Source organism: Salinibacterium hongtaonis (genome assembly GCF_003065485.1).
Taxonomy (GTDB): Bacteria; Actinomycetota; Actinomycetes; order Actinomycetales; family Microbacteriaceae; genus Homoserinimonas; species Homoserinimonas hongtaonis.
Genome location: NZ_CP026951.1, coordinates 991743 through 1015791 on the forward strand (window position 1 = coordinate 991743; position 24049 = coordinate 1015791).

Below are 24049 nucleotides of genomic sequence, written 5' to 3' on the forward strand. Positions count from 1 at the left end.
CGCGAAGTGTCGAATTCGACTCGGCGATTGCGGGTGCGTCCGACGAGCGGAACGTAATGTGGCCGCTAGAATCGGGGAGGTTGGCAAGCGCGGAGAACCGGCGATCGCCGGTCACAAAAGTAAGGATTGTCGGGATGACAGTACAGCGGAACAAATCGGCCGAACTCGACGGCATCGAGATCCCCGCTGGCCGCGTCGGACCGACGGGACGCCCGTTTCGGCGCTTTGACGTGCCTGAGCCTCTCAACGGTCACGGGCCCGCGCGCATTATCGCCCTCTGCAATCAAAAGGGCGGCGTAGGCAAAACGACCACGACCATCAGTGTCGGAGCCGCGCTGGCCGACTACGGACGCCGTGTTCTTGCCGTGGACTTCGACCCGCAGGGAGCGCTTTCTGCCGGACTCGGTGTTCAGACCCACGACGTCCCCAACATTTACGACCTGCTTCTCGGCTCCCTCAAAGACCCGCACGCCGCCATCCAGAAGACCGGAACCCCCGGGCTCGACGTGATCCCGGCCAACATCGACCTTTCGGCAGCCGAGGTCCACCTCGTCAACGAGGTCGCCCGCGAGCAGATTTTGGCCGGCGTGCTGCGCAAGGTCAAAGACGAGTACGACGTGATCTTGATCGACTGCCAGCCCTCTCTAGGGCTTCTTACGGTCAACGCTTTGACCGCGAGCCACGGTGTGTTGATTCCGCTCGAGTGTGAGTTCTTTGCCCTGCGAGGAGTCGCGCTCCTGATCGAAACCATCGAGAAGGTCAAAGATCGCTTGAACCCCGCGATCGAACTCGACGGCATTCTCGCCACGATGTATGACTCGCGCACACTGCACTCGCGCGAGGTTCTCGAGCGCGTCGTCGAGACCTTTGACGAGAAGGTTTTTGAAACCGTCATTGGTCGCACAATCAAGTTTCCGGATGCCTCGGTCGCCGCTGCGCCGATCACCCAGTTTGCGCCGGAGCACCCCCAGGCGGAGGCATACCGCCAGCTTGCGCGGGAGCTGATCTTCCGTGGCGCCGTCGCCTAGCCTCGTGTCGTTGGGGGAGGGCGGTGCCGACGCGGCCTCCGCTGGCGGCTTCACCGTTACCGTCGGCGACTTTGACGGCCCGTTCGATCTGCTGCTCACCCTCATCGGCAAGCATGAACTCGACATCACGGAGGTCTCGCTGAGCCTCGTGACCAGCGAGTTCATTGCTTATCTGCGCGCGCTCGACAGCGATGACGAACTCAATCAAGCCAGCGAGTTTCTCGTTGTCGCGGCAACACTGCTTGATCTCAAGGTCGCGGGCCTCCTGCCCCAGGGCGAACTTGTCGACGCCGAGGATGTGGCGCTGCTTGAGGCGAGGGACCTGCTCTTTGCGAGGCTCCTGCAGTACCGGGCGTTTAAGCAGGCCTCTGCCTGGTTTGATGGTCAGCTTGTCGCCGAGTCGACCCGAACGGTTCGTTCTGTGCGGCTCGAAGAGAAGTATCGCCGGTCGACCCCCGAGCTCGTCTGGACACTCTCCCTCGAGGACTTTGGGGCTCTCGCCGCGCTGGCATTCGCACCCCGCGAATTGCCCACCGTTGGTCTCGACCATTTGCATGCTCCCCTCGTGAGCATCCGGGAACAGGCAGCACACGTCGTTGCCCTGCTGCGTAGGGGAGACCCCATGACGTTTCGCCAGCTCATTGCTGGCGCCGACGTCAAGGGTGTCGTGATCGCACGGTTCCTCGCCGTTCTTGAGCTCTATCGGGGAGCCGCGATCTCGTTCGAACAGATTGAGCCGCTCGGAGAACTAACCCTGCGCTGGACCGCAGAAAACTGGTCGGACGAGAATCTCGCCAACCTGGGGGCAGACTATGGAAACTGAACACGACACCGTGCCCGGCACAGAAACTGCTGAGCAGAGTGCCGCGCAGCTTGAAGCCCGGCTTGAGGCAATTCTGATGGTCGTCGACGAGCCGCAGGGAATCGTGGCGTTGGCGACGGCGCTCTCCGCCCCCGTGCGGGTCGTGAGACAGGCCATCGACAACCTGGTTGCCGACTTTGACGGAGACCTCGGGGGGCGTCGCAGAGGCTTCGAACTGCGCGAGGTCGGCGGGGGCTGGCGCATCTACGTGCGCGAGGATCACGACGATATCGTTCGTGACTTCGTGCTCACCCAAAACCCCAGCAGGCTCTCGCAAGCCGCTCTCGAAACGCTCGCCGTTATCGCCTATAAGCAGCCGATCAGCCGCGGCGCAATCGCCTCGATTCGCGCCGTCAACGTCGACTCCGTCGTGCGCACCCTGCTGGGCAGGGGCCTCATTACCGAGGCCTTCGCCGACTCGGAGACCGGCGCCATTCACTATGCAACCACCGATCTGCTGTTGACGCAGCTCGGTATCAACTCCCTCGACGAGCTGCCGGCGATCTCGCCTCTGCTCGCCGATGGCTCGGAAGGATTCGATGATGTCCGCGGATAGAAACATGGCCGACCCGTCGTCAGACGGCGTTCGCCTGCAAAAGCTCATGGCCGCGGCCGGTGTCGCGTCGAGGCGGGTCTCGGAGGACCTCATCGCCGCCGGGCGCGTAGAGGTGAACGGCGAGGTCGTCACCGAACTGGGCCGTCGGGTGCTGCCGGAGGACCTCGTTTCGGTTGATGGCGTTGCCATTCAGCTGGACACGACCCGCCGCTACCTCATGCTCAACAAGCCCGTGGGCATCGTGAGCTCCCTGCAGGACGAACGCGGGCGCCCCGACCTGAGCCGTTACGTTTCGCAGTACGAGGAGCGGCTATTCAACGTAGGGCGCCTCGACGCGCAGACATCCGGGCTTCTCATCCTGACTAATGACGGAGAGCTCGCCCACGTGCTCGCCCACCCGTCATTTGGGGTGATGAAGACCTACATCGCGCGGGTCGAGGGCAAGATGACCGCGCAGACGGTCGCGCGCTTGACTAAGGGCGTTGAACTCGACGACGGGCCGATCGCTGCCGACAAGGCTCGAATCCTCGCAACGTCCGGCAGTGCGGCCAACGAAACGATGGTTGAGGTGACGCTGCACTCCGGGCGCAACCGCATCGTGCGTCGCATGCTCGACGAGGTCGGGCACCCCGTGATCGACCTCGTACGTCGCCAGTTTGGCCCCCTCCACCTGGGCACTCTCCAGGCGGGACAGATGCGCGACCTTACTAAGGCCGAAATGGGGGAGCTGCTGACGATCGCCCGTGAGGCACAAGCGGCGAATCCCACCGCAGCTTCTGACAACGGTGAGCAGGCGGGCGGCAAGGGAACGAAGAAGAAATGAGCGAATCGACTCCCGATCCGGTGCGCACGGTAGGGCCAGTGCGCGTTGTCGGCGCCGGTCTGCTGGGTGCGAGTGTTGGCCTTGGTCTTTCGGCCAAGGGCATCGACGTGATCGTGCACGACGCGTCGCCCACGGCCCTCAGCCTTGCAATCGACTACGGCGCAGGCCGAAAAGCTCGCGACACCGACGACCCCGCGCTGATCGTGGTCGCCGTCCCGCCGGATCTGACGGCGGAAGTGGTCGCTCAAGAACTCAAGGCTTTTCCCGACGCGCTCGTCACCGATGTGGCGAGCGTCAAAGTCGCACCGCTCTCTGAGCTGAGCCTTGTCGGCGCCGATCTCTCTCGCTACATCGGCTCGCATCCCATGGCCGGGCGCGAGCGCGGCGGGGCAATCTCCGCCAGGGCAGACCTCTTCATCGGCCGCCCCTGGGTCATCGCCGCCCATGCCGGCATCCCACCGACGCAGACCGCAGTGATCGAGCGCCTCGCTCTCGACCTCGGCGCCGTTCCCGTTCGCATGTCGGCCGAGGAGCACGATCGTGCCGTCGCCCTGGTGTCACACGCGCCGCAGGCCGTCTCGACACTGCTGGCGCGGCGGCTGGCGGATGCGCCAGAGAGTTCGCTGTCTCTTGCGGGGCAAGGGCTGCGGGATACGACGCGCATCGCCGCGAGCGACCCCGCGCTCTGGGTGCAGATCATGGGGGCGAACTCGACTTACATCATCGAGGTGCTCCGCGACATTCGCACGGATCTCGACGTGCTCATCCACTCGCTGTCAGACCAGGAGGCGAACGGGGCACGCAGATCGCTCGCCCAGATTCTCGCCGGCGGCAACAACGGTGTGGCCCGCATTCCCGGCAAGCACGGAATCGATCGACGCTTCGCGCAGATCGTGGTCAAGGTCGACGACAGCCCCGGCGAGCTCGCCCGCCTGCTCACCGAGATCGGGGAGGCCGGGGTGAACATGGAGGATCTGCGCATCGAGCACTCCCCAGGAGCTGACATCGGTCTCGCTGAGATTGCGGTGCTGCCGGAGGCAGAAGAGCGCCTCGTCGGGGTGCTCGAGGAACGCGGATGGAAGATAGCGGGGGCATACCTGTGAGCACGACAGACAAGATCGTTGTAGCGATCGACGGACCAGCCGGCAGCGGCAAATCCAGCGTGAGCAAGGCGGCAGCCCGCAGACTGGGATTCTCTTACCAAGACACAGGGGCCGCCTATCGCGCGCTCGCCTGGTACGTGGCGGAACGCGGAATCGATACCGCAGACGAGGCGGCGGTTGTCGAGGCGCTGCGCGACTTTGATTACGCCATCGGAATCGACCCGGACAACTACTTCGTGCGGGTGGGTGGCATAGATGTGGAAGAAGCCATTCGGGAGCCGAGGATTTCGGCCATCGTGAGCTCGGTTGCGCGCATCCTTCCGGTGCGTGCTTACCTGGTGGAGCTGTTTCGCCACGTGATCGAAACGAGCGATACACCGGGCATCATCACGGAGGGCAGAGACATCACAACAGTGGTGTGCCCGGATGCTCCGGTGCGGATTCTTCTCACAGCATCGGAAGAAGCTAGAATGGCTAGACGCTCCGCCGAGATTTCGGGGCAGTCGGCTGCAGATGTGGCGAAGAACCTCCTCTCGCGCGATGCCCAAGATTCGCGTGTCGTGGACTTCATGAACGCTGCGGACGGCGTTACCGTCATCGACTCCACCGATCTCGACTTCGACCAGACCATCCAGGCGGTGGTCGACCTGATCGACGCGCAGGCGGGTGAATCGGCCTCATAGGCCGACATCACCCCCGGGCCGCATCAACCCAAAGGACCCCCATGTCAGACATCGACGACTTTCCTGAACTCGACGACCAGCTCGGTGAGCGTCTCGCGTCGCTCAGTGACGACGAGGCGGCGGTTCGGGCGCGCGCGCTGCGAGCCGGCCTTGACGACTACGAGCTCGACGACGAGGACTTTGACATCCTCGAATCCGTCACCGATGACCCTGATGCGATCACGTATCTTCCCGCGCTGCCGGTGCTGGCGATCGTCGGGCGCCCCAACGTGGGCAAGTCGGCCCTCGTCAACCGCATTCTTGGCCGCCGCGAGGCCGTTGTAGAAGACACCCCCGGTGTGACCCGCGACCGCGTTACCTATAAGGCCGAATGGAACGAACGCCACTTCACTGTGGTCGACACCGGTGGGTGGGAGCCCGATGCCCGCGGTATCGACGCCTCCGTCGCCGCCCAGGCCGAGGTCGCGGTAGACCTCGCCGACGCTGTGCTCTTTGTCGTTGACGCCAACGTGGGCGCAACCGCAACGGATGAGCACGTCGTTCGCATGCTCCGCCAGACCAACCGGCCCGTGATTCTCGTCGCCAACAAGGTTGACGACGTCCGCCAGGAGCCCAACGCCGCTGAGCTGTGGAGCCTCGGACTCGGTGAGCCGTGGCCCGTCTCCGCCGTACACGGCCGCGGCGTCGCCGACCTGCTCGACCACGTTCTTACGATCCTCCCCGAGATCTCCGCCGTCGCGAAGGAAGAGGTCGGTGGGCCGCGTCGCGTCGCCATCATCGGCCGCCCCAACGTGGGCAAGTCGAGCCTGCTCAACAAGGCTGCCGGCGAAGAGCGCGTGGTGGTGAATGACCTCGCGGGAACCACGCGCGACCCTGTGGATGAGCAGGTGGAGATCGCCGGTAAGGTGTGGCGTTTTGTCGACACCGCCGGTATTCGTCGCCGCGTAAACCTCTCTCAGGGCGCAGACTTCTACGCCTCGCTTCGCACGAGTGCCGCGCTGGAAAAGGCCGAAGTCGCCGTCGTCGTTCTCGACGTGACCGAGCCCGTCAGCGTGCAGGACCTCAAGATCATCGACCTCGTTCTCGAATCGGGACGAGCCCTCGTGCTGGCCTACAACAAGTGGGACCTTCTCGACGACGAGCGTCGCATCTACCTTGAGCGCGAAATCGAGCAGGATCTCAGCCACGTGGCCTGGGCGCCCCGCGTTAACATCTCCGCCAAGACCGGACGCCACCTCGAGAAGCTGGTTCCCGCCCTCGAGACTGCCCTCGAATCGTGGGATACCCGCATCCCCACGGGCAAGTTCAACGCCCTGCTCGCCGAACTCACGGCGGAGCACCCGCACCCCGTTCGCGGTGGAAAGCAGCCGCGCATCCTGTTCGGCACCCAGGCATCGAGCCGGCCGCCGACGTTTGTGCTGTTCACCACTGGATTCCTCGACCCGCAGTATCGCCGATTCATCACGCGCCGCCTGCGTGAAATCTTCGGCTTCGAGGGAACTCCGATTAACGTGAACATGCGCGTTCGCGAGCGTCGCAAGCGCACCTGATCGGTGTGAGGTTCTTTCAGCGCTTGCCCCCAATGGGGGTTGGCGGCTGATCGAGGGGCGACCCTAGACTCGCGCTCGTGCCCGCTGTCGAAACCCGAATTCGGTCGGTCCTCGACCGCTTTTCGGAGCGCTCCGACACGGGCTCGATCACGTTCGCTCTCTCGACCCCGCATAACGGGTGGAGCATGCTCTACGAGAGCGAGAAACCCGAACCCCCGTACTTTTTGGGGTCGGCAACCGCTCTCTACACTGCGGCGATGATCATGCAGCTCCGCGAAGAGGGCGCTCTCAGCCTCGACGACCCCGTGCGCGAGATTCTGGGCGACGACGTTGTGGCGAGCCTGCACGTGTTTCGCGAAACGGACTACTCCGAGCACATCACCGTGCGGCACCTGCTGAGCCACACATCGGGACTCAGCAGCTACCTCACTGAACGGCGAGCCGACGGCAGCAGCCTCATGACGGATGCGCTGGCGCGCGACCGCGGATGGAGCATCGAGCAATCGCTCTCGGCTGCGCGAAGCATGCGCCCAAAGTTCGCTGCAGGAGACCCGCGGCGCGCGCACTTTTCTGGCACGAACTATGTGCTCCTTGGGCTCGTAATCGAGGCTGTGACTAAGTCCACGTGGAGTGCCGCCGTAGTGGAACGCGTGATCGGCCCGCTAAGGCTTACGGGCACCTGGCCGTTCCGCGTTGAAGACGTCGATCGATACGACTCGGTCTCGCCGCTCCGTTTCGAGGGCCGGGAGGTGCGCCTACCGTTCACCCTCGCCTCCCTGCGCGCCCAGGGGAGCATCGTCTCCACGGCAGAGGACGGCCTGGTCTTTCTCAGGGCGTTTCTCTCGGGCGGCCTCTTTGACGCTGCCTACCTGCTGGAGATGACCTCGCACTGGAGGAGGGCTGCGAACACTCTCGAGGCGGGGATCGGCATCGCCCGGTTCGTTGTGCCGCGATTTCAGCGACCCGGCCCCGGCCCGCGTGTTTTCATTGGCCACCCCGGCGAGACAGGCAGCGCCCTCTACTGCGTGCCATCCCACGGCCTTTATATTTCGGGCAGCATCAACCAGGTGGCAGACCCGTCCGCTGTGCACCAACTCATCACGACGCTGTCGTCAGTTTTGCCGCCGCACGACACGAGGGGAATGCCTGCGGCCATCCCCTCGTTGTCATGAGGGATGACCTCTTCAGCAGCCTCCGCCCCGCTCGCCCTCTCGGTGCTTGATCTTGTGCCCGTGCGCACCAACCAGACCACCTCCGACGCCATCGCCGCCAGCGTGACGCTCGCCCGCACAGCGGACCGGCTCGGTTTTCGCCGCTATTGGCTTGCGGAACATCACAATATGCCGGCGGTAGCCTCCACCAATCCGGCCGTGCTGATAGGAATCCTCGCCGCGAATACTGAGCGGATCAGGGTCGGCTCCGGCGGAGTCATGCTGCCGAACCACGCACCCCTCGTCGTGGCCGAGCAGTTCGCCATTCTCGAGGCGGCATACCCCGGCAGGATCGATCTCGGCATCGGGCGAGCCCCTGGTAGCGACCCGGTGATCACGTCGCTTCTGCGATCTACGGGCACAACGAGCGACGTCGACGAGTTTGAGCGCAATGTGCTCGATATCGGTGCGCTCATGGATCCGACCGGCGCTTCGCTGCGCATGCGATCGGGTCAGCTCTATTCGATAACCGCAACCCCTCATGCCGTTTCAGTGCCTGAGCTGTGGTTGCTCGGCTCGAGCGACTATTCGGCCAAGTTGGCCGCCCGCCTCGGCCTTCCCTATGTGTTCGCGCACCATTTTTCGGGTCAGGGCACTCGGGGGATCTTGGACCTCTACCGCACAGGATTCACCCCGGCTGCACCGGAGGGTGAGGACTCCGCCGAGCGCGGCTTGCAGCATCCGCGCACATTTCTCACTCTCAATGTGTCGGTCGCCGAGACAGCGAAAGAAGCGCAGGCAGCAGCGCTGCCCAATCTGCAACGCATGGCCATGCTCATGACGGGATCACCCCTGTTGCCCCTCTCGACCATCGAAGAGGCTGCAGCAACAGAAGTGACTCCGGCCCAGCAGCACATCATCGACGGAATGCTGGAGCGGTGGGTGATCGGAGACCCCGCGACCGTGGCTCGCCGTATCCGCGAGCTAGCGGCAGAATTCGCCGTCGACGAGGTCATGCTCTCGGTGGGAATGTCGGCGCATGCCGGCGACCCGGCCGGAGCGACGCCGCTGCGAGAGGGCGCTCTGCAGATGCTGGCAGACGAGCTCGCTCCTCTGGCGTAGCGAAGCGACGTTGTCGCCGCATGACGCCAGCGTTCTTCGCTACGGTGCGCCAGAGTTTTTCGCCGCGTGACGCCCGGGGTGCTGACCAGACGGGCCATGCGTGAGAGAGTGGAAGCATGACTCAGGTGCCATCGTTTCGCCCCCAATCCTCTGGTGACGGATGGGTTGAAGGCCGCGATGGGGAGAAGTTCTGGGGACTCTTTGGTGCGGCAGGGCTGCTCGTACATGACCGCGACCGCGGCATTCTCATGCAGCACAGGTCAACCTGGAGCCACTTCGGCGGCACATGGGGCTTGCCGGGGGGTGCCAGGCATGAGAACGAGACGGCGTATGACGCTGCCGTGCGGGAGGCCGGCGAAGAGGCCGATGTCCCGGCCGACGCAATCTCGCCGCTCTTCGAGAGCGTTCTTGACCTGGGTTTCTGGTCGTACACAACCGTTGCTGTTGAGACTACGCGGCCGTTCGAGCCCCGCATCAGCGACCCCGAGAGCCTCGAGCTTCGGTGGATTCCCGTCGACGAGCTCACCGGCCTTGCGCTGCACCCGTTCTTCGCCCGGTCGTGGCCGGAGCTGCGCGCTCGGCTCTGACCCCACTGGTTGGTGTGGCCCTGAGCCGTGATTAGCGCAAGGCTACGAGGGTGAGCACGCAGCGCTCGATGAGCGTCTTGAGTTCGTCGTCGTTCTTCCACCGAAAGAGAATGCCGAGGTCGGCTACGACACTGAGCGCCGCAAACACGATGAACGTGGCTTCTGAGGGGCTCAGCTCTGGTCTGATCTCCAGCAGCGTCGACGCCCACCGGCCGATCGTGTACTCCTGCATTTGCAGCATCGAGCGCCGGTTTTCGTCGTCGAGATTGCGCCCGTCGGCGAGAAAGATCGTCATGACGTGCGGGTCTTCGAAGTAGTGCTGAACGTAGGCGTGGCTGAGCGCCCCGAGCACCTCGCGCGGTTTGCTTGAGCAGGCGAGGGCGCGCTCGGTGTCGCGCTGCAGCGCGTCGAATCCAGCGTTGCATGCGGCCAACAGCAGATCGGATGTCGTGGCGAAGTGAGACTGCACGGCTTCGACCGACAGACCAGACTGGGCGGCAATGCTCTCCAGGGTGACGGAGTCGTAGCCTCGGTCATAGAGCTGCTGCACGCCGACCGCCAGCACGCTGCCGCGCTCGCTTGTGTCGCTTTGCCACGTCACGGGAGTTGCCGAGAGCGTTGAGCCATTGACGATGGACGAGGTCGGATCGCTCTCGAGCATTCGCTGCGCCGAAACGGTCAGCAGCGTAAAGATCTTTGCATCGGGCAAGCTGGTCGGGTGGATAGTGATGCTGGCGATAGTGCTGAGCGCGGCCGCCGCGAGCGCATTGGCATCCTGCACGCTGAGTTCTGGACGATAGATGAGCAGCGGCTCGCGGATTCGCCTGCGGAGCTCTGCCAGGTTGCCGAAGAGTTGGGCGAGGTCGTCTGGTTCGAGGTTGCGGCTCTGGGTGCGATAGAACCCGCCGACCGCCCGCGTGGCGATGCTAGAGCGGGCGAGCTCAGCGAGAATGTGCTGGACAGCGGCCTTAGCTTGCCGGGGTTCGGTGCCGCTGATGCCTTCGGTGGCCTTGAGCATGTTGGCCGAGGTCGAAAACGCCACCTCGCGGAAGAGCTCGTACTTGGTTGTGAACAGCTCCGCAAAGGTGCGGATATCGACGCCGGATTCAGAGCAGATCTCGGCGATGCTGGTCGAGTGGTAACCACGATCCGAGAACGCCACCGCTGCGGCACTGAGTATCTTCTCGCGCGGCGCCATGCCCGCGATCGACTTTTCTGTGTGCGGTGCTTCTGACATCCGGTGCCTCCTTGTGGGTAGCGGTCGGGTTCGCAGGCGATGTCGCTCGGGTGATTAACAGTGAAGCATGAGCGGGCCTCTAATTGCGGATTCTCCGGCCCCCAGATAAGGGGACATTTTGGGGGACAAGAGTTGCGATAGCCCCGGATGGTATAGCCAAATTTGCCGACTTTCGGGGTACATGCTCGCATGACCTGTGAGCATTGGGTCTAGCGAAAACGAGCGAGAGACCTATGCTCTGCGCGTGGACGCCGTCTGGGTTGCGCTCGGAATCCTCGTCTTGGTGCTGACCCTCCTCGACGTGTTTCTCACCGCGCTCAATTACGACGAGGCTGGGTTCGTGGCCGGGCGACTCGCGCGGTGGCAATGGTCGCTCACCCGGATGTTCACGAGGCGGATCGCGCGCCGGTGGCGGCCCGTGGTCCTCCGTCAGGTGACCGGACTGCAGCTGATCGTGACGGTGGCGGTATGGGTTGGCGGCACCATCCTCGGCTACGGACTGATCTACTTCGGGTCCATGGAGGGCAAGAATTTTCTCTTTTCGGGCCAGCATCCGGACCTCTTTGCCGCCGTCTACTTCAGCGCAGCGCAGCTAGCGACGGTGGGAACATCGCAGCTCACGCCGAACACTGATCTGCTCAGCGCCCTATCGATTCTCGAGACCCTCACCGGTGTTCTACTGCTGTCGCTCGTGCTGACGTTCTTGTTCGGCGTCTACGACGTCGTCTCAAGCCTGCGATCACTTTCGACGCAGTTTTACAGCCCGGTGAGGGCCGTCGGCACGCCGGTCACGAGTCTCAAGCCGTACTTTCCCGATGGACAGGAGAACGGGCTCGACTCCCACTTGCAAGGCATCTTCGACAGCTTCGGTGCCTATACCGACGGGCTTCGGCTCCACCACGCCGCCTATTACTTTCAAAGCGGCCGAGACACCTTTTCGTTGCCATTCTCGTTGCAGATGCTCGTGGGCACGATCGGCGCGCTCCGCTGGGGGCTGCCAGCCTCGCACCCCTCCACTAAGCAGCCCGCCCTGTTGCTCCTGACGGAACAGTTCGAGGGGTTTCAGGGGTATATGCATCCCCTTCTGCGATGGACGAACTCGGATGTCCCCGAGACGGTGAGCAGAGCGGATTTCACGCAGCAGATTGAGGCGCTTGGCCGGGAGGCAGGGCAGCGGCCCCCGCGGGGGAGGGTGCGCCGATCGGATAGCGGCGATCCGTGGGTGCGGGAGTTTGCGGTCATCACTATCGATATGGCAGAACTGGTCGGCGCGCTACCTTTTGAAGATATGAGGGAGGCTTACGACCGCTACCTCGAATGGCTGCCCTTCGCCTACAAGGCCGATCGTTTCACTTCTGCGGTTGCCCGCGATCTCGACTATCAGCCTGTCTATTCAGATCCGAGCGAGGCGGCGCCGACGGCTGTGCTCGCCCCTGCTCCTGAAGAAAAGCCGCCCAGCCAGCGGTGGGGAATCGCCGAGTTCATCAGGAGCAGGGCCACCCTGATCGACCCCGGGTATTCTCGGCTCATCAGTGCGCTCCGGGCACTGATGTCGGCCGCCCTTGCGGTGGCGATTCTCGCGGTCGGGCTGCCAGCGTTCGGGTTGGAGCCGATGCCCGCCGCGGTCTTCGGAGGAGTCATTGCGATGTTCACCGGGGGAGCCTCGGGGGGAGGCGCGCACGGAATCAAGCGGCTAGCCTCGCTCATCACGGTGATTCCTATCGTGCTTGCACTCGCTCTCAACGGACTCTTCGCATCTGACCCGGTCGTCTCGACCATCGTCGTGGCCGTTCTCGCCTTTGTCGGAGTCGGCGCTGCGCTGCTGGGTCCACGGTTCGCCGCCCTGGGCCAGCTACTGTTCATCTCCTATTACTTCACACTGTTGCTGCACCTCCAAGCCAGCGAACTCGTGCCGTTTTCGATCGCCGCCCTCACGGGCGTGCTCAGCTCGGTGCTGATTCAAATGATCCCCAACAGGGGAGCCCACGCGCGGCTCGTCAGGGGCGGAGTCGCTGCGTTCGAGCGGCGCCTTGTGCGCTCCCTCGACCCCCTCATCGACACTGTTTCTGCCGCCCGGTGGGATCCCGACCTCGTGCGGCGCACCCGGAACGAGATGAAGCAAACGCATCACACCGCTGCGTTCCTGGCGGGCCAGCTCACGGGGGACGACCCTGACATTGGGCTCACGCATGAGCAGGCGAATGCCCTGCGCATCCGCTTGCACGATGCAGAACTGGGACTGGTTAACCTGGGGGAGGCCGCCAGGCACGCGACGGGCGCAGGCATCCCCATCACGGTTCGTGCTCACCTTGCCGGCGTGCTGCAGACGCTGCAAAAGCACATCAGGAGCTATCCCGATCGGCCAGCGTGGGTTCGCATTTCGACTGATCTCGGGTCGTCACCCAAAGAGGACCGGAAGACCGCGGAGGCGGAGGCGGTGCAAGCAATCGCCCAGGCGTTGCCCCCGCGCGAGACAGTGGAGCGCTGGCCGCAACCGGCGAGGCGCGTGGTGGCCGCTGCTCTCGAACTGCAGCGGGCGAGCGATGCGCTGTATTGGGCGCGGGTGGATGACCTCGTTTATAACCCAGCGAATGATGAGGGCGAAGAGCTCAGCGACGATGGCTCGCAGATTACAGAGACGACGAACCCGGCCACCACCTCGGGTGCCGCCGATGCCCCCGGCGCGCATTCAGTGACCCAGTCGGGCGCGCGGGGAACCGTTGCTGCGGGCCCAGCCCAAGCGGACACTGCGCCCATCTGGCGACGGGCCATCCAGGCGGGGCTCTCTACCGGCATCGCCCTTTTCTTGGGGTCGTTCGTGTCTTCTACGCATCAGTTCTGGGCTGCAATGCCTGCGTACCAAGCGATCGGGGGCAGCGACGGCGAAACATTCGTCAAGGGCACCCAAAAGATCGTCGGAACGATTGCAGGGGCAACGGTTGGATTCGGCATAGCCATTCTCGCCGGGCCAAACCCCGCCATCCTGTTGCCTGTGCTCGCAGTCTGTGTGTTCGGCACGGTGTTCTTCCGCTCCGCATCGTCGCCCCTCACCACGTTCTGGCAGACGATGATGTTCGCCCAGCTGTATGAGTTCATGGGGCGGCTCAGCACAGAGGCCATAGGGGTGCGCATTCTTGAGACAGTCATCGGAGCCGTCGTGGCCCTCGTGATCGCCGCGCTCGTGCTGCCGACGCGCACGCGCACCAAGTACGCCACGCAGGCGGAGAAGCTCGCGCAGACGATCGAATCGATCACGACAGAAACACTCGACATGTGGAAGCACGCGACGTCGCTCACCGCCGAGGATGTCGACAGGCTTTCGAAGATCGAGATCAGGATGACCGAGCAGTTGCGGGACCTGCAGGTCACCGCTACGCCGCTGCGCCATGGACTCGGAAAATTTGACCCTGGCAGCATCGACACGCAGCTCACTGGGTTCTGGGAGCTTCTCTACTACACACGCCAATTTGTGGCATCCGCCGAGCAGGGGCGCACGGCCAAAGCCAAGCTCACGGTCGAGCAGTGGGAGAAGTTGGAGAAGGCGACTCGAGATAACTTCGCCGCGCTGCTCAGCGTGTTCCGTGGGCAATCAGTGGGCCCTGCTGATGCCGACATCGGGCTCGACGATCTGGGAGACGATGCAGAGCCACGCGAGGCGGAGGCGGCGCTGCGTGCCCTAGCGCGAGCAAATCAGACGGTTGCGCTCATGGTCAACGACGCGTCTCCGCAGGCCGCCGAGGTGTGGTGGCGCCGTGCCCAGAAGTAGCGACGATGGCTCGGTTCCTGAGGGTTGCATGACTGCTGGGTGCGAGTAGCTGGGAGTCGCATCTCCGGGGTCGGAGCCGGCGTATGTTTCCCATGTGCGGCACCCGGTCGGGGTCTCCAACCGGCAGACAGTTCGAGAAACACGGGGACAGTATGAATCTCACTCCACGAGAAATCGACAAGCTCTACGTCTATCAAGTTGCGGATCTGGCACGAAAGAGGCGAGACCGCGGCACCAAGCTCAATCTCAGCGAAGCGCAGGCTCTGATTTCGGAGGCGATTCTTGAGGGTGCCCGCGACGGCAAGTCCGTCGCCGAGTGCATGGAGCTCGGCAAAACCGTTGTCAGCCAGGCCGAATGTATGGACGGGGTGCGGGAGCGACTAGCCCTTCTTCAGGTTGAAGCGACGTTCCCCGACGGCAGCAAGCTTGTTTCGTGCCACGACCCGATTAGCGCCTGACATGACCACGGCCGCTAGCGGCTCCGCATCTGTCATCCTGGTCGGTGGCCACGAAAGCGCCAACGGGATGGATGTGCGAAACCTCGGGGACCGGGTGCCTTCTGCCGTGGTTTCGGCTGCGGGGAGGCCACTCAACAACGCAGCCTCGCGCTTGCTCATGCGAGGAGCGGAATCCGTTGTGGTGGTGCCCATCACATTCGGGCGGGATCCGAGTTTCGTCGCTGACACGGCGAAGACTCTCACCTGGCTTGCCCGAGAGAACCCGGGCAGGCTCGCGCTGTCTGAATCGTTCGGGACCCTCGACCACCTGGCAGCCTGGCTGCGCACCGCCGCCACGGTGGTGCGGGCGAGCGCGCCAGAGGCCGCTGTTGTTATCACGGCGGATGCGGCCAATCCGTTCGACGATGCCGAGCTCTTTCGCATCGCTCACCTGGTGAGAACCCACGGCGCAGGAAACCAGGTCGAGGTTGCGATCGATGACGGTCACGACGGATTGGCGACCGCGATCGATAGGGTGCGGCGCCTGGGGTTTGCCGAGGCAGTGCTTGTGCCAGCGGGCTTTCAACGAGAAGCGAGGGCGCCGCTGCCCTCCGCGGAGGGCATGAGCGTGCGGTTCTATGGCCCTCTCATGTCGGAGGACGCTGCGGTGCGCGTTGTGCACCAGCGGATCGGTGATGCTCTGCACCGACTCGCCCATGGCGACGACGGTATCGAGGCTGGCCTGATGGCCGACCACGGTCACGGATATGCGCATTCCCATGCGTTTGATGCGGCCGCTAATGGCCACACCCATAACCACAGTCATCAGACCCATCAGCACCATCACGATTCGTACGACGATTCGCTCGATCAGGCGCACGACCGCGCGCCGTATGCGAAAGGAACTCACCATGCTAGGTAGCCCCAAGTACCACCACCAAACCGAAGAGATTGAGATCAACGCTGGGCGAGACAGCGTGACCCTCACCGTGAGTAACACGGGTGATCGCGCGGTTCAGGTGGGTTCACACTTTCACTTCTTTGAGGTGAATAAGGCCCTGCTCTTTGAGCGCGAGAGGGCGTATGGAATGCACCTTGATATCCCTGCCGGCACCGGCGTGCGATTTGAGCCAGGCGACACCAAAGAGGTAACGCTCACCGCATTCGCGGGCACACGCCACCTCGTGGGCTTCAACAATCTGGTCAACGGCGGTCTGGACTCCGAGGACACGCGGATTCGTGCCATAGCGCGGATGAACGAGCTCGGCTTCAAGAACGGCAAACCGCAGGCGCACAAGAGTTCACCCTCCACCGGGGCAGCCAAGAAGGGAAAGAAGTGATGGCTATCATTTCGCGCAAGCAATACACGGATCTATTCGGCCCCACGGTCGGTGATCGAGTGCAGCTCGCTGACACGAACCTCGTCATCGAAATCGAGAAGGACTACGCCGAGGGGCACTACGGCGACGAGGTCGTCTACGGCGGTGGAAAGACCGCCCGGGATGGCATGGCCGCCGACCCTCAGGCGACCGATGCGCAAGGCGTGCTCGACCTCGTCATAACCAATGCGATCATCCTGGACCCGATTCTTGGCGTCATCAAAGCGGACATCGGCATTCGCAATGGCAAGATCGCCGGCATCGGCAAGGCGGGGAACCCCCACACTCAGAGCGGGGTCGACCCTCACCTTGTGGTGGGACCCGGAACCGAACTGCTTGCTGGAGAGCATCTGATCGCCACGGCGGGCGGCATGGACGCCCATGTGCACTACATCTCGCCCCAGCAGGCCGAAGCTGCGCTCTCCAACGGGATAACCACGCTGTTCGGCGGCGGCACCGGGCCGACCGACGGCAGCAACGGAGTCACCACCACCCCCGGTGTGTGGAACCTGCATCGCATGCTTGAGGCAGCCGAAGGAATGCCCGTGAACATGGGTTTCACCGGCAAAGGAAACGGCTCATTGCCGCAGGCCCTGATCGATCAGATCGAGGCGGGCGCCGCCGGGCTCAAGGTTCACGAAGACTACGGAACGACTCCCGCAGCCCTCAGCAATGCGCTCGACGTCGCCGACAAGTACGACATCCAGATCACGGTGCACACCGACAGCCTCAACGAGTCGGGTTTCGTGGAGAACACGCTCGATGCGATCAACGGTCGCACCATCCATACGTACCACACAGAAGGTGCGGGAGGCGGGCACGCTCCCGACATCCTCAAGGCGGCAGGGCATCCGAATGTGCTCCCGTCGTCGACCAACCCCACGCTGCCCTACACCGTCAACTCGGTGGATGAGCTGCTCGACATGGTTATGGTTTGCCACCACCTCTCGCATGACATCCCCGAAGACGTGTCGTTCGCCGACTCGCGGGTGCGCGCCGAGACGATCGCGGCAGAAACCGTGCTGCACGACGAAGGCGTGATCTCGATCGTGTCGTCGGACTCGCAGGCGATGGGCCGCATCGGTGAATCGTTCCTGCGCACGTTCCAGATCGCCCACCACTGCAAGGACCAGCGGGGCAAGCTGCCCGAGGATTCGCCAGACAACGACAACTTCAGGGTTCTTCGGTTCTTGGCCAAGGTGACCATCAACCCGGCGATCGCCCAGGGAGTCTCTGACTACATCGGCTCGCTTGAGGTCGGCAAGGTTGCAGATATCGTGCTGTGGCCCGTTGACTCGTTTGCCATCAAGCCCAAGCTCATCGTCAAGGGCGGGTTGGTGAACTGGTCACTCATGGGCGACCCCAACGCGTCGCTGCCAACACCGCAGCCTGTGTATTACCGGCCAGGATTTGGTGGCTTTGGCAAGGCCCAGCGCAGTACGCGCATCACGTTCATGTCGCAGGCGGCAATCGCCAAGGGCGTGCCTGAACTGCTCGGCCTTGAGAGCGAGATATTGCCGGTGAAGGGAACCCGGATGATCGGCAAGGCGAACATGGTGCGCAATAGTGCCACTCCGGTGATCGATGTCGACCCCGAGACGTATGCGGTGACCTATGACGGTGTCGCCGCAACGATCGAGCCGGCACAGTCGCTGCCCGGTACCCAGCTGTTCTTTCTCGCGTGAGGCAGAGATGGTTGCTTCGGAACTGCGCCAGCTGCTGACGAGTCTGCAGTTCTCAGACTCGGCGTTCCCCAGTGGTTTCTACACGATGTCGCACGGCCTTGAGGGCTACAGCCAGGCGCAGCTGGTTGCTCGCGGCGACGTGAAGAACCTTCTGGCCGACCTGCTTGCTCACTCGGTGGGGCCCGGAGACGCCACGGCGCTCGCCGTGGCCCACCGGGCGGCACAATGGCGCGATTGGGATGCTGTGCAGGAGGTCGATGAGCGCCTCTTCGCCTCCAAGCTCAACGCAGAGATGCGCCGGGCTTCGGTGCGCAGCGGTCATCAGCTCACCGACCTCGCCCGTGAGGTGATCGAAGAGAGCCAGGGCGTAGGAGAAATCGACGGTGCTGGGAGCCTCGACGGGGTCGGGAGCATCGACGACTACGCGCGCCGGGTGTCGGCGCGGAGCACGCCGGGGTGCCAGCCCGTCGCGACCGCCGTGATCTATGCGGCACTGGGCGTGACCACCGAACGCGCCGTCGCATCCGACCTCTTTGCCTTTGCCGTGAGCTTTGTGGGGGCTGCGCTGCGATTGCGCCTCACCGACCACCGCCAGGCGCAGGTCGTCTTGCATGCCATCGCCCCCGACATCGAACGGGCGGCGCTGGATGCGGTGGCGCGAGACCTCGACGACCTGGGCGGCTGCGCCCCGGTAGCCGACATCATGTCTGCCCAGCACGAACGGGCAGAGGCCAGGCTCTTTGCCAGCTAGCCGAAGCAGACATCACAACCACGTCGAACCGAAGAGGAATGAATAACCATGAGCGACAACGTATTGAGAATCGGAATCGGCGGCCCGGTCGGGTCGGGCAAGACCGCGCTGACAGAGGCACTCGTGCCCATCCTGATTGCCGCAGGCCGAACGCCGGGGGTCATAACCAACGACATCTACACCCAGGAGGATGCGCAGCACGTGCGAAGGGAACTCGACGGCATTCTTGACCCCAACCGCGTCGTCGGGGTGGAGACGGGCGCGTGCCCCCACACGGCAGTGCGCGATGACCCCACCATGAACCTCGCTGCAGGGGCCGAGATGCTCGAGAGGTTCAACGACATCGACACGCTGATCTACGAGTCGGGCGGCGACAACCTCACGCTCACGTTCTCGCCCGCGCTCGCCGATGTGTTCGTGTTCGTGCTCGACACGGCAGAAGGCGAGAAGATGCCTCGCAAGCGGGGTCCCGGCATCACCGAATCAGACATCCTCGTCATCAACAAGATCGACATCGCTCAGTACGTGCGCACCGATCTCGACGTGATGGAGGGTGACGCGCATCGGGTGAGGGGAGGCAAGCCTGTTGTGCTCACAAACTCCCTCACGGGGGAGGGCCTCGAAGAGCTGCACCGCCAGATCATGAAGGTGTGGAGCGACGCCGAAGCGGAGCTCGTAGGATGACAGCCCCCGGTGCGGCTGCACTGGTGAAGGAGACCGGCAGCAAGCGTGGGCCGGCCGAGGTGCGAGTGCTGCCGGTGCCCGCCCCGCCCGAGAGCCACGGAGGCTACCGGCTGCAGCCCGAGTTCTATGAACCGAAGAGGGTGCCGCAGGAGGTGATGCAGTTCTCATCCCGACCGGGCACCCTCGCGGTGGGCAGCCCGGGCAAAGTGGGAGTCCTGCAGCTCGACTTCGAACTTCACGACGGCACAACGCAGCTGATGCGGCACTACCAAAAGTCGCCGCTGCAGATTATGAGGCCCCTCTACTTCAACCTCGAGCGGCCCGACATGCCGTATGTCTATCTCACCTCCACCGGGGGTGGCATTCTGCAGGGCGACCGGCTGCGCACCGACCTCAGGTTCGGGCCCGACACCTCAGCCCACGTCACGACACAGGCCGCAAGCAAGATCTACAAGATGGACAGCGACTACGCGACCTCGCTCATGAACCTCACTGTTGAGAGGGGCGCACACGTTGAGTACCTGCCCGACCCGGTCATTCCGTTTGAGCGGTCGCGCATGTATCAGCAAACATCCGTCGTGCTCGATGAGACGGCCACTCTCCTGGTGGGCGAGACCATCTACGCGGGGCGGCTGGCCAGGGAGGAGCGGCACGCCTACGACGTGTATGCCTCCGACCTCGAGGTGCGCAGGCCGAGCGGTGCGCTCGTGGCGCTTGACCGGGTGCGGCTGAGCCCTTCAGCCGGGGGCATTGATGGCCTCGGTGTTCTTGCCGACCACGATGTGCTCGCGATGCTTTACGTCTTTGTTGCCGATGCGGCCACGGTGCCGGCGCTCGCCGAGGCTCTGCTCGGCGCGCTGGAGCCCTTTGGCGAGGCATCCCTCATCTACGGCGTAAGCGCATTGCCTTCTGACGCCGGCGTGTGGATGCGGCTCGTCGGCAACGACACGGTGGCCGTCGCGCGGGCCAGCACCGCTGTGGCCGCTGCCGCCCACACGTTTGTGCTGGGCACGCCGGCTCCGAACATCCGAAAGAGCTGAACCACTGTGAGAAGGGCAATGGAGATGAAGAAACAACCGTCGTATGTGGCGCAGATCATCATGGCGTTCATTCCCGTTTTGCTCATCCATATTGTGGGCTTTGGGGTGTTCTTTATTCTCGTGGAGCCGCAGCATCTTGAGCTGGGCTCGACGGTATTTGGCGTCGGGATCGCCGTTACCGCCTACGTGCTGGGGGTGAAGCACGCGTTCGACGCCGACCACATCGCGGCGATCGACAACACCACCCGCAAGCTCGTGGACCTTAAGAAACCCGCCGTCGGTGTCGGGCTGTTCTTCTCCCTTGGTCATTCCACTGTGGTGTTTCTCATGGCGGCGCTTCTCGCCCTTGGTGTGAGTTGGGCGGTTGGCCTCACCGCCGACGGCAATGATGTGCGCAACGCGCTCGGTGTCTTCGGCACGATGGTCTCCGGGGTGTTCCTGCTGCTCATCGGCCTGATCAACGCGGTGGCGTTCGTGGGCATCTACCGAGTGTGGAAGGCCTCGAAGGCCGGCACCCTCAACGAGGGTGAACTCGACAGACACCTGGAGGGCCGCGGCTTTATCTCCAAGATTCTCGGACCCATGATGAAGACCATCGACCGGCCGGGAAAGATGTACATGGTCGGCTTTCTCTTCGGGCTCGGCTTCGACACCGCAAGCGAGATCGCACTGTTGGTTCTCGCCGGCACGGGAGCGGCGACCGGGCTGCCCTGGTACGCGGTGCTCTGTTTGCCCATCATCTTCGCCGCGGGTATGAGTCTCTTTGACACCCTGGATTCCACGGCCATGGTCAAGGCCTACGCGTGGGCGAATATCAACCCCATCCGCAAGGTCTACTACAGCCTCACGGTCACGGGCATCTCCGTCATGATCGCCGTTGTCATCGGCGGCATCGAACTGATCGGACTTCTCAACGAGAAGATGGGCCTCACCGATCCCGTGACGGGATGGGTCGCGAGCATCGATCTCGAGAACGTGGGGTACATCATCGTCGGCACCCTGCTGTTGGCGTGGATCTTCTCGACGGCCTACTGGAAGCTTGGCCGGATCGAGGAGCGTTGGTCTGGCGGTGCCTCGGGGCCCGCTGCGCCAGGAATCACCTCACGCGACGGAGGGTAATCATGTCAAGCACGAGCGCAGCACAGACCAAAGACCGAGCCGACACCAACTGGTTTCTTGCAATCGGGCAGGGTCTCTCGCAGATCTTCTTTCAATCCAATATCTGGACGGCCCTGCTCATCCTGGCGGCATTCGTCGTTGCAGACTGGCGGATGGCGGTGCTGGTCCTCCTGGGAGCGGCCGCCGGCACCGTGACGGGTCGGCTCATGGGTGCGCCCCGCGACAATGTGGTCTCGGGGTTGCAGGGGTTCTGCGGTGCGTTGGTAGGTGCCGCCACCTTCTCTATTGTGGGCGGCCAGGCCGCGGCCTATCCCATCGCCATCGTCGGCGGCATCATCACCGCACCCGTCACCTGGCTTGTGGTGTGGCTGTTCACTAAGACGGCGCTCAAGGTGTACTCGCTGCCGTCGACCACTGCTCCGTTCTGCATCGTGGCCACGGGCATCCTGCTCACGACGGTGCCGCTGCATGTGAGCGCGGCTCCCGAGCAAACGGCAGACTCGGTCTGGCTGGGATTCTTGCGGTCGCTGCTCACCAACGTCTCGCAGGTGGTGCTCATCGACAACGCGTGGGCTGGTGCGCTCATCCTGCTCGGACTCTTTGTGGCCAGCTGGAAGGTAGGCATTGCCGCGGTGCTCGGCAGTGTTGTCGGCAGCCTGTGCGCGCTGGCGTTGGGGGAGACCCTCACCGAAACCGCAAACGGTCTCGCCGGCTACTCGGGTGTGCTCACGGCGATCGCCCTCTCGGTCACGTTCCTCAAGAGCAGCTCGCTCTCGTGGATCCTTGCCGTCATCGGCACGATTGTCACGGCCCTCGTCACCCTGTTCATGCACCGACTCGACGTGGCCACCTACACGTGGCCTTACATCCTCACGACCTGGGTGTTCTTGATCATCGCCCACTACATCCCGGCGGCGAAGCGCACCTGATACGGTGCTCAGCCCCCGGCGGTGTTAGATCGAGGTCCCGATCCAGAGGCCGAGCACCGCAAGGGCAACACAGATCACGAGCATGACGACCCCGCTCACGAACGCGAAACCGTAGCGCTTTTGTTTAATCAGCTGCACCGTTTCGTAGCTTGCCGTGCTGAAGGTCGTGTACCCGCCCAAGAAACCCGTGCCGATCACGATGCTCAAATCGGTGGGCAGCAGATGCACCGTCGCGAGCCCCGTGAGAAACCCCAGAACGAGGGAGCCGGAGGCATTGATGATTGTCGTCGCCCATGGGAAGGCCGTTTTGAGGCGGGAACGGATGAGGCCGTCGACAAGAAACCGCACGGCCGCGCCGACGCCGCCTGCGAGGGCGAGGAGGAGAAAAATGAGCGGGGTCATGAGGTGGCCTTGCTTCGGCTGTTATTGATGGCGCTGGCAATGAGAATGCCCAGCCAGGTGGCAATAGCGCCGATGATCACGGTGCCGAGGGCATAGCCGATGGCCGACCACGCGTGGTCGTCGCGAAATAGGACTGCCGTGTCGGTGGCAAGGGAGCTGTAGGTCGTGAAACCGCCGCAGAAGCCGGTGCCGAGCAGGAGCTTGAGATTCTTGGCCGGCGTGGCCTCGAGGCGTGTCACCGCCTCATAGAGGTAGCCCAGAAGGAACGCCCCAATGATGTTGACAACGGGGATAGCGATCGGCACGTCACCGAGATTGGGGATGGCCAGGGAGACACCTTCACGGCCTGCGGCTCCGAAGGCTCCTCCGACAGCCACGAGGGCGATTGGCCCCCACGAGAGGTGGGGGGCTCGAGATGTGGTGCTCACGGTGTGGCCTCGTCGCCGCCTGATTGCAGGCCCGACCGATCGGCTGGCGACGTCTCCTGTCGGTCACCTCCTGAGGCATTCGTCGTGCGAGCATCCCCGGGTGCCCCACGCTCAGTTGCAGGCGGGGCTTTGCTGGGAATCACGACAACGGGTCGAGGCTGTTGGTGCGAGAGGGTTGCGGCCACAGACCGCCCGAAAAATTCTTGAATCGTGCCGCCGAGGGAGCCCTCGTGGCTGCCGACCACGATCATCGACGCGTCGAGTGTGTCGGCGAGTCGACTAAGAGCGGTGGTCACGTCCCCAGCCAGGGTGAGCGTGCGCCACCCGACCTCGCTTCCCGTGAGAACCTGGGCGATGCTGTCGGCCAGGGGCTCGTGAAACGTCGTTTCGCGTTCGTCGGCAAAATCGGGGTCTAGCGAAGCAGTCTCCACCGTGCCGTCGTCTGACTCGCTTCTCACGAATCGGCCGGGGTTCACATGTGCGCAGACCAGGTCGGTGCCGAACTGTGCCGCGAAGCGTGCCGCCTGCAGCACAACGTGGGGAGGTTGATCCGGCGTTAATCCGACGATCACCGGACGAGCTCGCGGGGATTCGGTGTGAGTGCCCATGTGTTGAAGCTACTACCGCCCCGCACTGCGTTACAGGCCGCCGCGGGTGGGAGAAGCCTGCGCGTTCTGGAGGGGCCCGTTGATTGGATGTGTTCGCGAGCTGGTGGCGGGCGGCACGC

The 24049-nt window shown here is 63.7% G+C and carries 24 protein-coding genes; 20 read left to right on the forward strand and 4 right to left on the reverse strand.

Annotation, left to right across the window (positions count from 1 at the left end; translation table 11 throughout):
- Positions 1-134: 134 nt before the first annotated feature.
- The 10 genes from C2138_RS04810 (at position 135) to C2138_RS04855 (ending at position 9465) form a co-directional block, all read left to right on the forward strand.
- The gene (locus C2138_RS04810; RefSeq protein ID WP_108515956.1) at positions 135-1028 is read left to right on the forward strand and encodes a ParA family protein; all 894 of its coding nucleotides are present in this window, start codon (positions 135-137) and stop codon (positions 1026-1028) included.
- Positions 1012-1851: a segregation and condensation protein A gene (locus C2138_RS04815; protein WP_199286570.1), complete on the forward strand. Its 840-nt coding sequence runs from the start codon at positions 1012-1014 to the stop codon at positions 1849-1851. Before C2138_RS04810 ends, C2138_RS04815 begins: the two co-directional genes overlap by 17 nt.
- Entirely contained in the window at positions 1841-2446 is a 606-nt protein-coding gene (scpB, locus tag C2138_RS04820) for an SMC-Scp complex subunit ScpB (protein ID WP_108515958.1), read from the forward strand. Before C2138_RS04815 ends, scpB begins: the two co-directional genes overlap by 11 nt.
- The gene (locus C2138_RS04825) at positions 2433-3269 is read left to right on the forward strand and encodes a pseudouridine synthase (RefSeq protein WP_233245407.1); all 837 of its coding nucleotides are present in this window, start codon (positions 2433-2435) and stop codon (positions 3267-3269) included. Before scpB ends, C2138_RS04825 begins: the two co-directional genes overlap by 14 nt.
- Positions 3266-4372, forward strand: a complete 1107-nt coding sequence (locus C2138_RS04830) for a prephenate dehydrogenase (RefSeq protein WP_108515960.1) — start codon at positions 3266-3268, stop codon at positions 4370-4372. The genes C2138_RS04825 and C2138_RS04830 overlap by 4 nt, the downstream gene beginning before the upstream one ends.
- Positions 4345-5055 (forward strand): (d)CMP kinase, encoded by a 711-nt coding sequence (cmk, locus tag C2138_RS04835; RefSeq protein WP_108515962.1) that lies wholly within the window; start codon positions 4345-4347, stop codon positions 5053-5055. Before C2138_RS04830 ends, cmk begins: the two co-directional genes overlap by 28 nt.
- A 41-nt stretch (positions 5056-5096) precedes the next feature.
- Positions 5097-6605 carry a ribosome biogenesis GTPase Der gene (gene der, locus C2138_RS04840; RefSeq protein ID WP_108515964.1) on the forward strand — a complete coding sequence of 503 codons (1509 nt, stop codon included), beginning with the start codon at positions 5097-5099 and terminating at the stop codon, positions 6603-6605.
- Between the two features lie 77 nt (positions 6606-6682).
- Complete coding sequence (locus C2138_RS04845; RefSeq protein WP_108515966.1) at positions 6683-7777, forward strand: serine hydrolase domain-containing protein; 1095 nt, start codon at positions 6683-6685, stop codon at positions 7775-7777.
- 3 nt (positions 7778-7780) lie between these two features.
- Positions 7781-8878 (forward strand): LLM class flavin-dependent oxidoreductase, encoded by a 1098-nt coding sequence (locus C2138_RS04850; RefSeq protein ID WP_108515968.1) that lies wholly within the window; start codon positions 7781-7783, stop codon positions 8876-8878.
- Between the two features lie 116 nt (positions 8879-8994).
- On the forward strand, positions 8995-9465 hold the full coding sequence (locus C2138_RS04855; RefSeq protein ID WP_108515969.1) for an NUDIX domain-containing protein: 471 nt from the start codon (positions 8995-8997) through the stop codon (positions 9463-9465).
- A 31-nt stretch (positions 9466-9496) separates the two neighbouring features.
- On the opposite strand, the gene C2138_RS04860 is transcribed toward C2138_RS04855, so the two are convergent.
- The gene (locus C2138_RS04860) at positions 9497-10702 is read right to left on the reverse strand and encodes a TetR/AcrR family transcriptional regulator (protein WP_108515971.1); all 1206 of its coding nucleotides are present in this window, start codon (positions 10700-10702) and stop codon (positions 9497-9499) included.
- A gap of 244 nt (positions 10703-10946) precedes the next feature.
- On the opposite strand from C2138_RS04860, the gene C2138_RS04865 reads away from it, so the two are divergent.
- From C2138_RS04865 to C2138_RS04910, 10 genes are all read left to right on the forward strand, one after another.
- Positions 10947-14468, forward strand: a complete 3522-nt coding sequence (locus C2138_RS04865) for an FUSC family protein (RefSeq protein ID WP_108515973.1) — start codon at positions 10947-10949, stop codon at positions 14466-14468.
- Positions 14469-14620: 152 nt separating this feature from the next.
- Positions 14621-14926, forward strand: a complete 306-nt coding sequence (locus tag C2138_RS04870; RefSeq protein WP_108515975.1) for an urease subunit gamma — start codon at positions 14621-14623, stop codon at positions 14924-14926.
- 1 nt (position 14927) lies between these two features.
- Positions 14928-15827: a sirohydrochlorin chelatase family protein gene (locus C2138_RS04875; RefSeq protein WP_108515977.1), complete on the forward strand. Its 900-nt coding sequence runs from the start codon at positions 14928-14930 to the stop codon at positions 15825-15827.
- Positions 15817-16245, forward strand: coding sequence for an urease subunit beta (locus tag C2138_RS04880; RefSeq protein ID WP_108515978.1), 429 nt, complete (start codon positions 15817-15819; stop codon positions 16243-16245). Before C2138_RS04875 ends, C2138_RS04880 begins: the two co-directional genes overlap by 11 nt.
- A complete protein-coding gene (ureC, locus tag C2138_RS04885; RefSeq protein ID WP_108515980.1) occupies positions 16245-17969 on the forward strand; it encodes an urease subunit alpha in 1725 nt (574 codons plus the stop codon). Before C2138_RS04880 ends, ureC begins: the two co-directional genes overlap by 1 nt.
- A 7-nt stretch (positions 17970-17976) precedes the next feature.
- Positions 17977-18720, forward strand: coding sequence for an urease accessory protein UreF (locus tag C2138_RS04890; RefSeq protein ID WP_108515982.1), 744 nt, complete (start codon positions 17977-17979; stop codon positions 18718-18720).
- Between the two features lie 48 nt (positions 18721-18768).
- The gene (ureG, locus tag C2138_RS04895; protein WP_108515984.1) at positions 18769-19404 is read left to right on the forward strand and encodes an urease accessory protein UreG; all 636 of its coding nucleotides are present in this window, start codon (positions 18769-18771) and stop codon (positions 19402-19404) included.
- Positions 19401-20444: an urease accessory protein UreD gene (locus C2138_RS04900; protein ID WP_108515985.1), complete on the forward strand. Its 1044-nt coding sequence runs from the start codon at positions 19401-19403 to the stop codon at positions 20442-20444. Before ureG ends, C2138_RS04900 begins: the two co-directional genes overlap by 4 nt.
- 18 nt (positions 20445-20462) lie before the next feature.
- Positions 20463-21563, forward strand: coding sequence for a HoxN/HupN/NixA family nickel/cobalt transporter (locus C2138_RS04905; protein ID WP_108515987.1), 1101 nt, complete (start codon positions 20463-20465; stop codon positions 21561-21563).
- Positions 21564-21565: 2 nt separating this feature from the next.
- Positions 21566-22492, forward strand: coding sequence for an urea transporter (locus C2138_RS04910; RefSeq protein WP_159078140.1), 927 nt, complete (start codon positions 21566-21568; stop codon positions 22490-22492).
- Positions 22493-22516: 24 nt separating this feature from the next.
- Here C2138_RS04910 and crcB (C2138_RS04915) read toward each other — a convergent pair whose 3' ends face one another.
- The 3 genes from crcB (C2138_RS04915) to C2138_RS04925 are packed head-to-tail and all read right to left on the reverse strand — an operon-like array spanning position 22517 to position 23930.
- The gene (gene crcB / locus C2138_RS04915) at positions 22517-22894 is read right to left on the reverse strand and encodes a fluoride efflux transporter CrcB (protein WP_108515991.1); all 378 of its coding nucleotides are present in this window, start codon (positions 22892-22894) and stop codon (positions 22517-22519) included.
- The gene (gene crcB, locus C2138_RS04920; RefSeq protein WP_108515993.1) at positions 22891-23322 is read right to left on the reverse strand and encodes a fluoride efflux transporter CrcB; all 432 of its coding nucleotides are present in this window, start codon (positions 23320-23322) and stop codon (positions 22891-22893) included. The genes crcB (C2138_RS04915) and crcB (C2138_RS04920) overlap by 4 nt, the downstream gene beginning before the upstream one ends.
- Complete coding sequence (locus C2138_RS04925; protein ID WP_108515994.1) at positions 23319-23930, reverse strand: universal stress protein; 612 nt, start codon at positions 23928-23930, stop codon at positions 23319-23321. Before C2138_RS04925 ends, crcB (C2138_RS04920) begins: the two co-directional genes overlap by 4 nt.
- Between the last annotated feature and the right edge of the window lie 119 nt (positions 23931-24049).

Bases quoted from the DNA above. Each gene is read 5' to 3' on its own strand.
- C2138_RS04810 (WP_108515956.1), top strand. From the start codon at position 135: ATGACAGTACAGCGGAACAAATCGGCCGAACTCGACGGCATCGAGATC.
- scpB (WP_108515958.1), top strand. From the start codon at position 1,841: ATGGAAACTGAACACGACACCGTGCCCGGCACAGAAACTGCTGAGCAG.
- C2138_RS04825 (WP_233245407.1), top strand. From the start codon at position 2,433: ATGTCCGCGGATAGAAACATGGCCGACCCGTCGTCAGACGGCGTTCGC.
- C2138_RS04830 (WP_108515960.1), top strand. From the start codon at position 3,266: ATGAGCGAATCGACTCCCGATCCGGTGCGCACGGTAGGGCCAGTGCGC.
- cmk (WP_108515962.1), top strand. From the start codon at position 4,345: ATGGAAGATAGCGGGGGCATACCTGTGAGCACGACAGACAAGATCGTT.
- der (WP_108515964.1), top strand. From the start codon at position 5,097: ATGTCAGACATCGACGACTTTCCTGAACTCGACGACCAGCTCGGTGAG.
- C2138_RS04850 (WP_108515968.1), top strand. From the start codon at position 7,781: ATGACCTCTTCAGCAGCCTCCGCCCCGCTCGCCCTCTCGGTGCTTGAT.
- C2138_RS04855 (WP_108515969.1), top strand. From the start codon at position 8,995: ATGACTCAGGTGCCATCGTTTCGCCCCCAATCCTCTGGTGACGGATGG.
- C2138_RS04860 (WP_108515971.1), bottom strand. From the start codon at position 10,702: ATGTCAGAAGCACCGCACACAGAAAAGTCGATCGCGGGCATGGCGCCG.
- C2138_RS04870 (WP_108515975.1), top strand. From the start codon at position 14,621: ATGAATCTCACTCCACGAGAAATCGACAAGCTCTACGTCTATCAAGTT.
- C2138_RS04875 (WP_108515977.1), top strand. From the start codon at position 14,928: ATGACCACGGCCGCTAGCGGCTCCGCATCTGTCATCCTGGTCGGTGGC.
- C2138_RS04880 (WP_108515978.1), top strand. From the start codon at position 15,817: ATGCTAGGTAGCCCCAAGTACCACCACCAAACCGAAGAGATTGAGATC.
- ureC (WP_108515980.1), top strand. From the start codon at position 16,245: ATGGCTATCATTTCGCGCAAGCAATACACGGATCTATTCGGCCCCACG.
- C2138_RS04890 (WP_108515982.1), top strand. From the start codon at position 17,977: ATGGTTGCTTCGGAACTGCGCCAGCTGCTGACGAGTCTGCAGTTCTCA.
- ureG (WP_108515984.1), top strand. From the start codon at position 18,769: ATGAGCGACAACGTATTGAGAATCGGAATCGGCGGCCCGGTCGGGTCG.
- C2138_RS04900 (WP_108515985.1), top strand. From the start codon at position 19,401: ATGACAGCCCCCGGTGCGGCTGCACTGGTGAAGGAGACCGGCAGCAAG.
- C2138_RS04905 (WP_108515987.1), top strand. From the start codon at position 20,463: ATGGAGATGAAGAAACAACCGTCGTATGTGGCGCAGATCATCATGGCG.
- C2138_RS04910 (WP_159078140.1), top strand. From the start codon at position 21,566: ATGTCAAGCACGAGCGCAGCACAGACCAAAGACCGAGCCGACACCAAC.
- crcB (WP_108515991.1), bottom strand. From the start codon at position 22,894: ATGACCCCGCTCATTTTTCTCCTCCTCGCCCTCGCAGGCGGCGTCGGC.
- C2138_RS04925 (WP_108515994.1), bottom strand. From the start codon at position 23,930: ATGGGCACTCACACCGAATCCCCGCGAGCTCGTCCGGTGATCGTCGGA.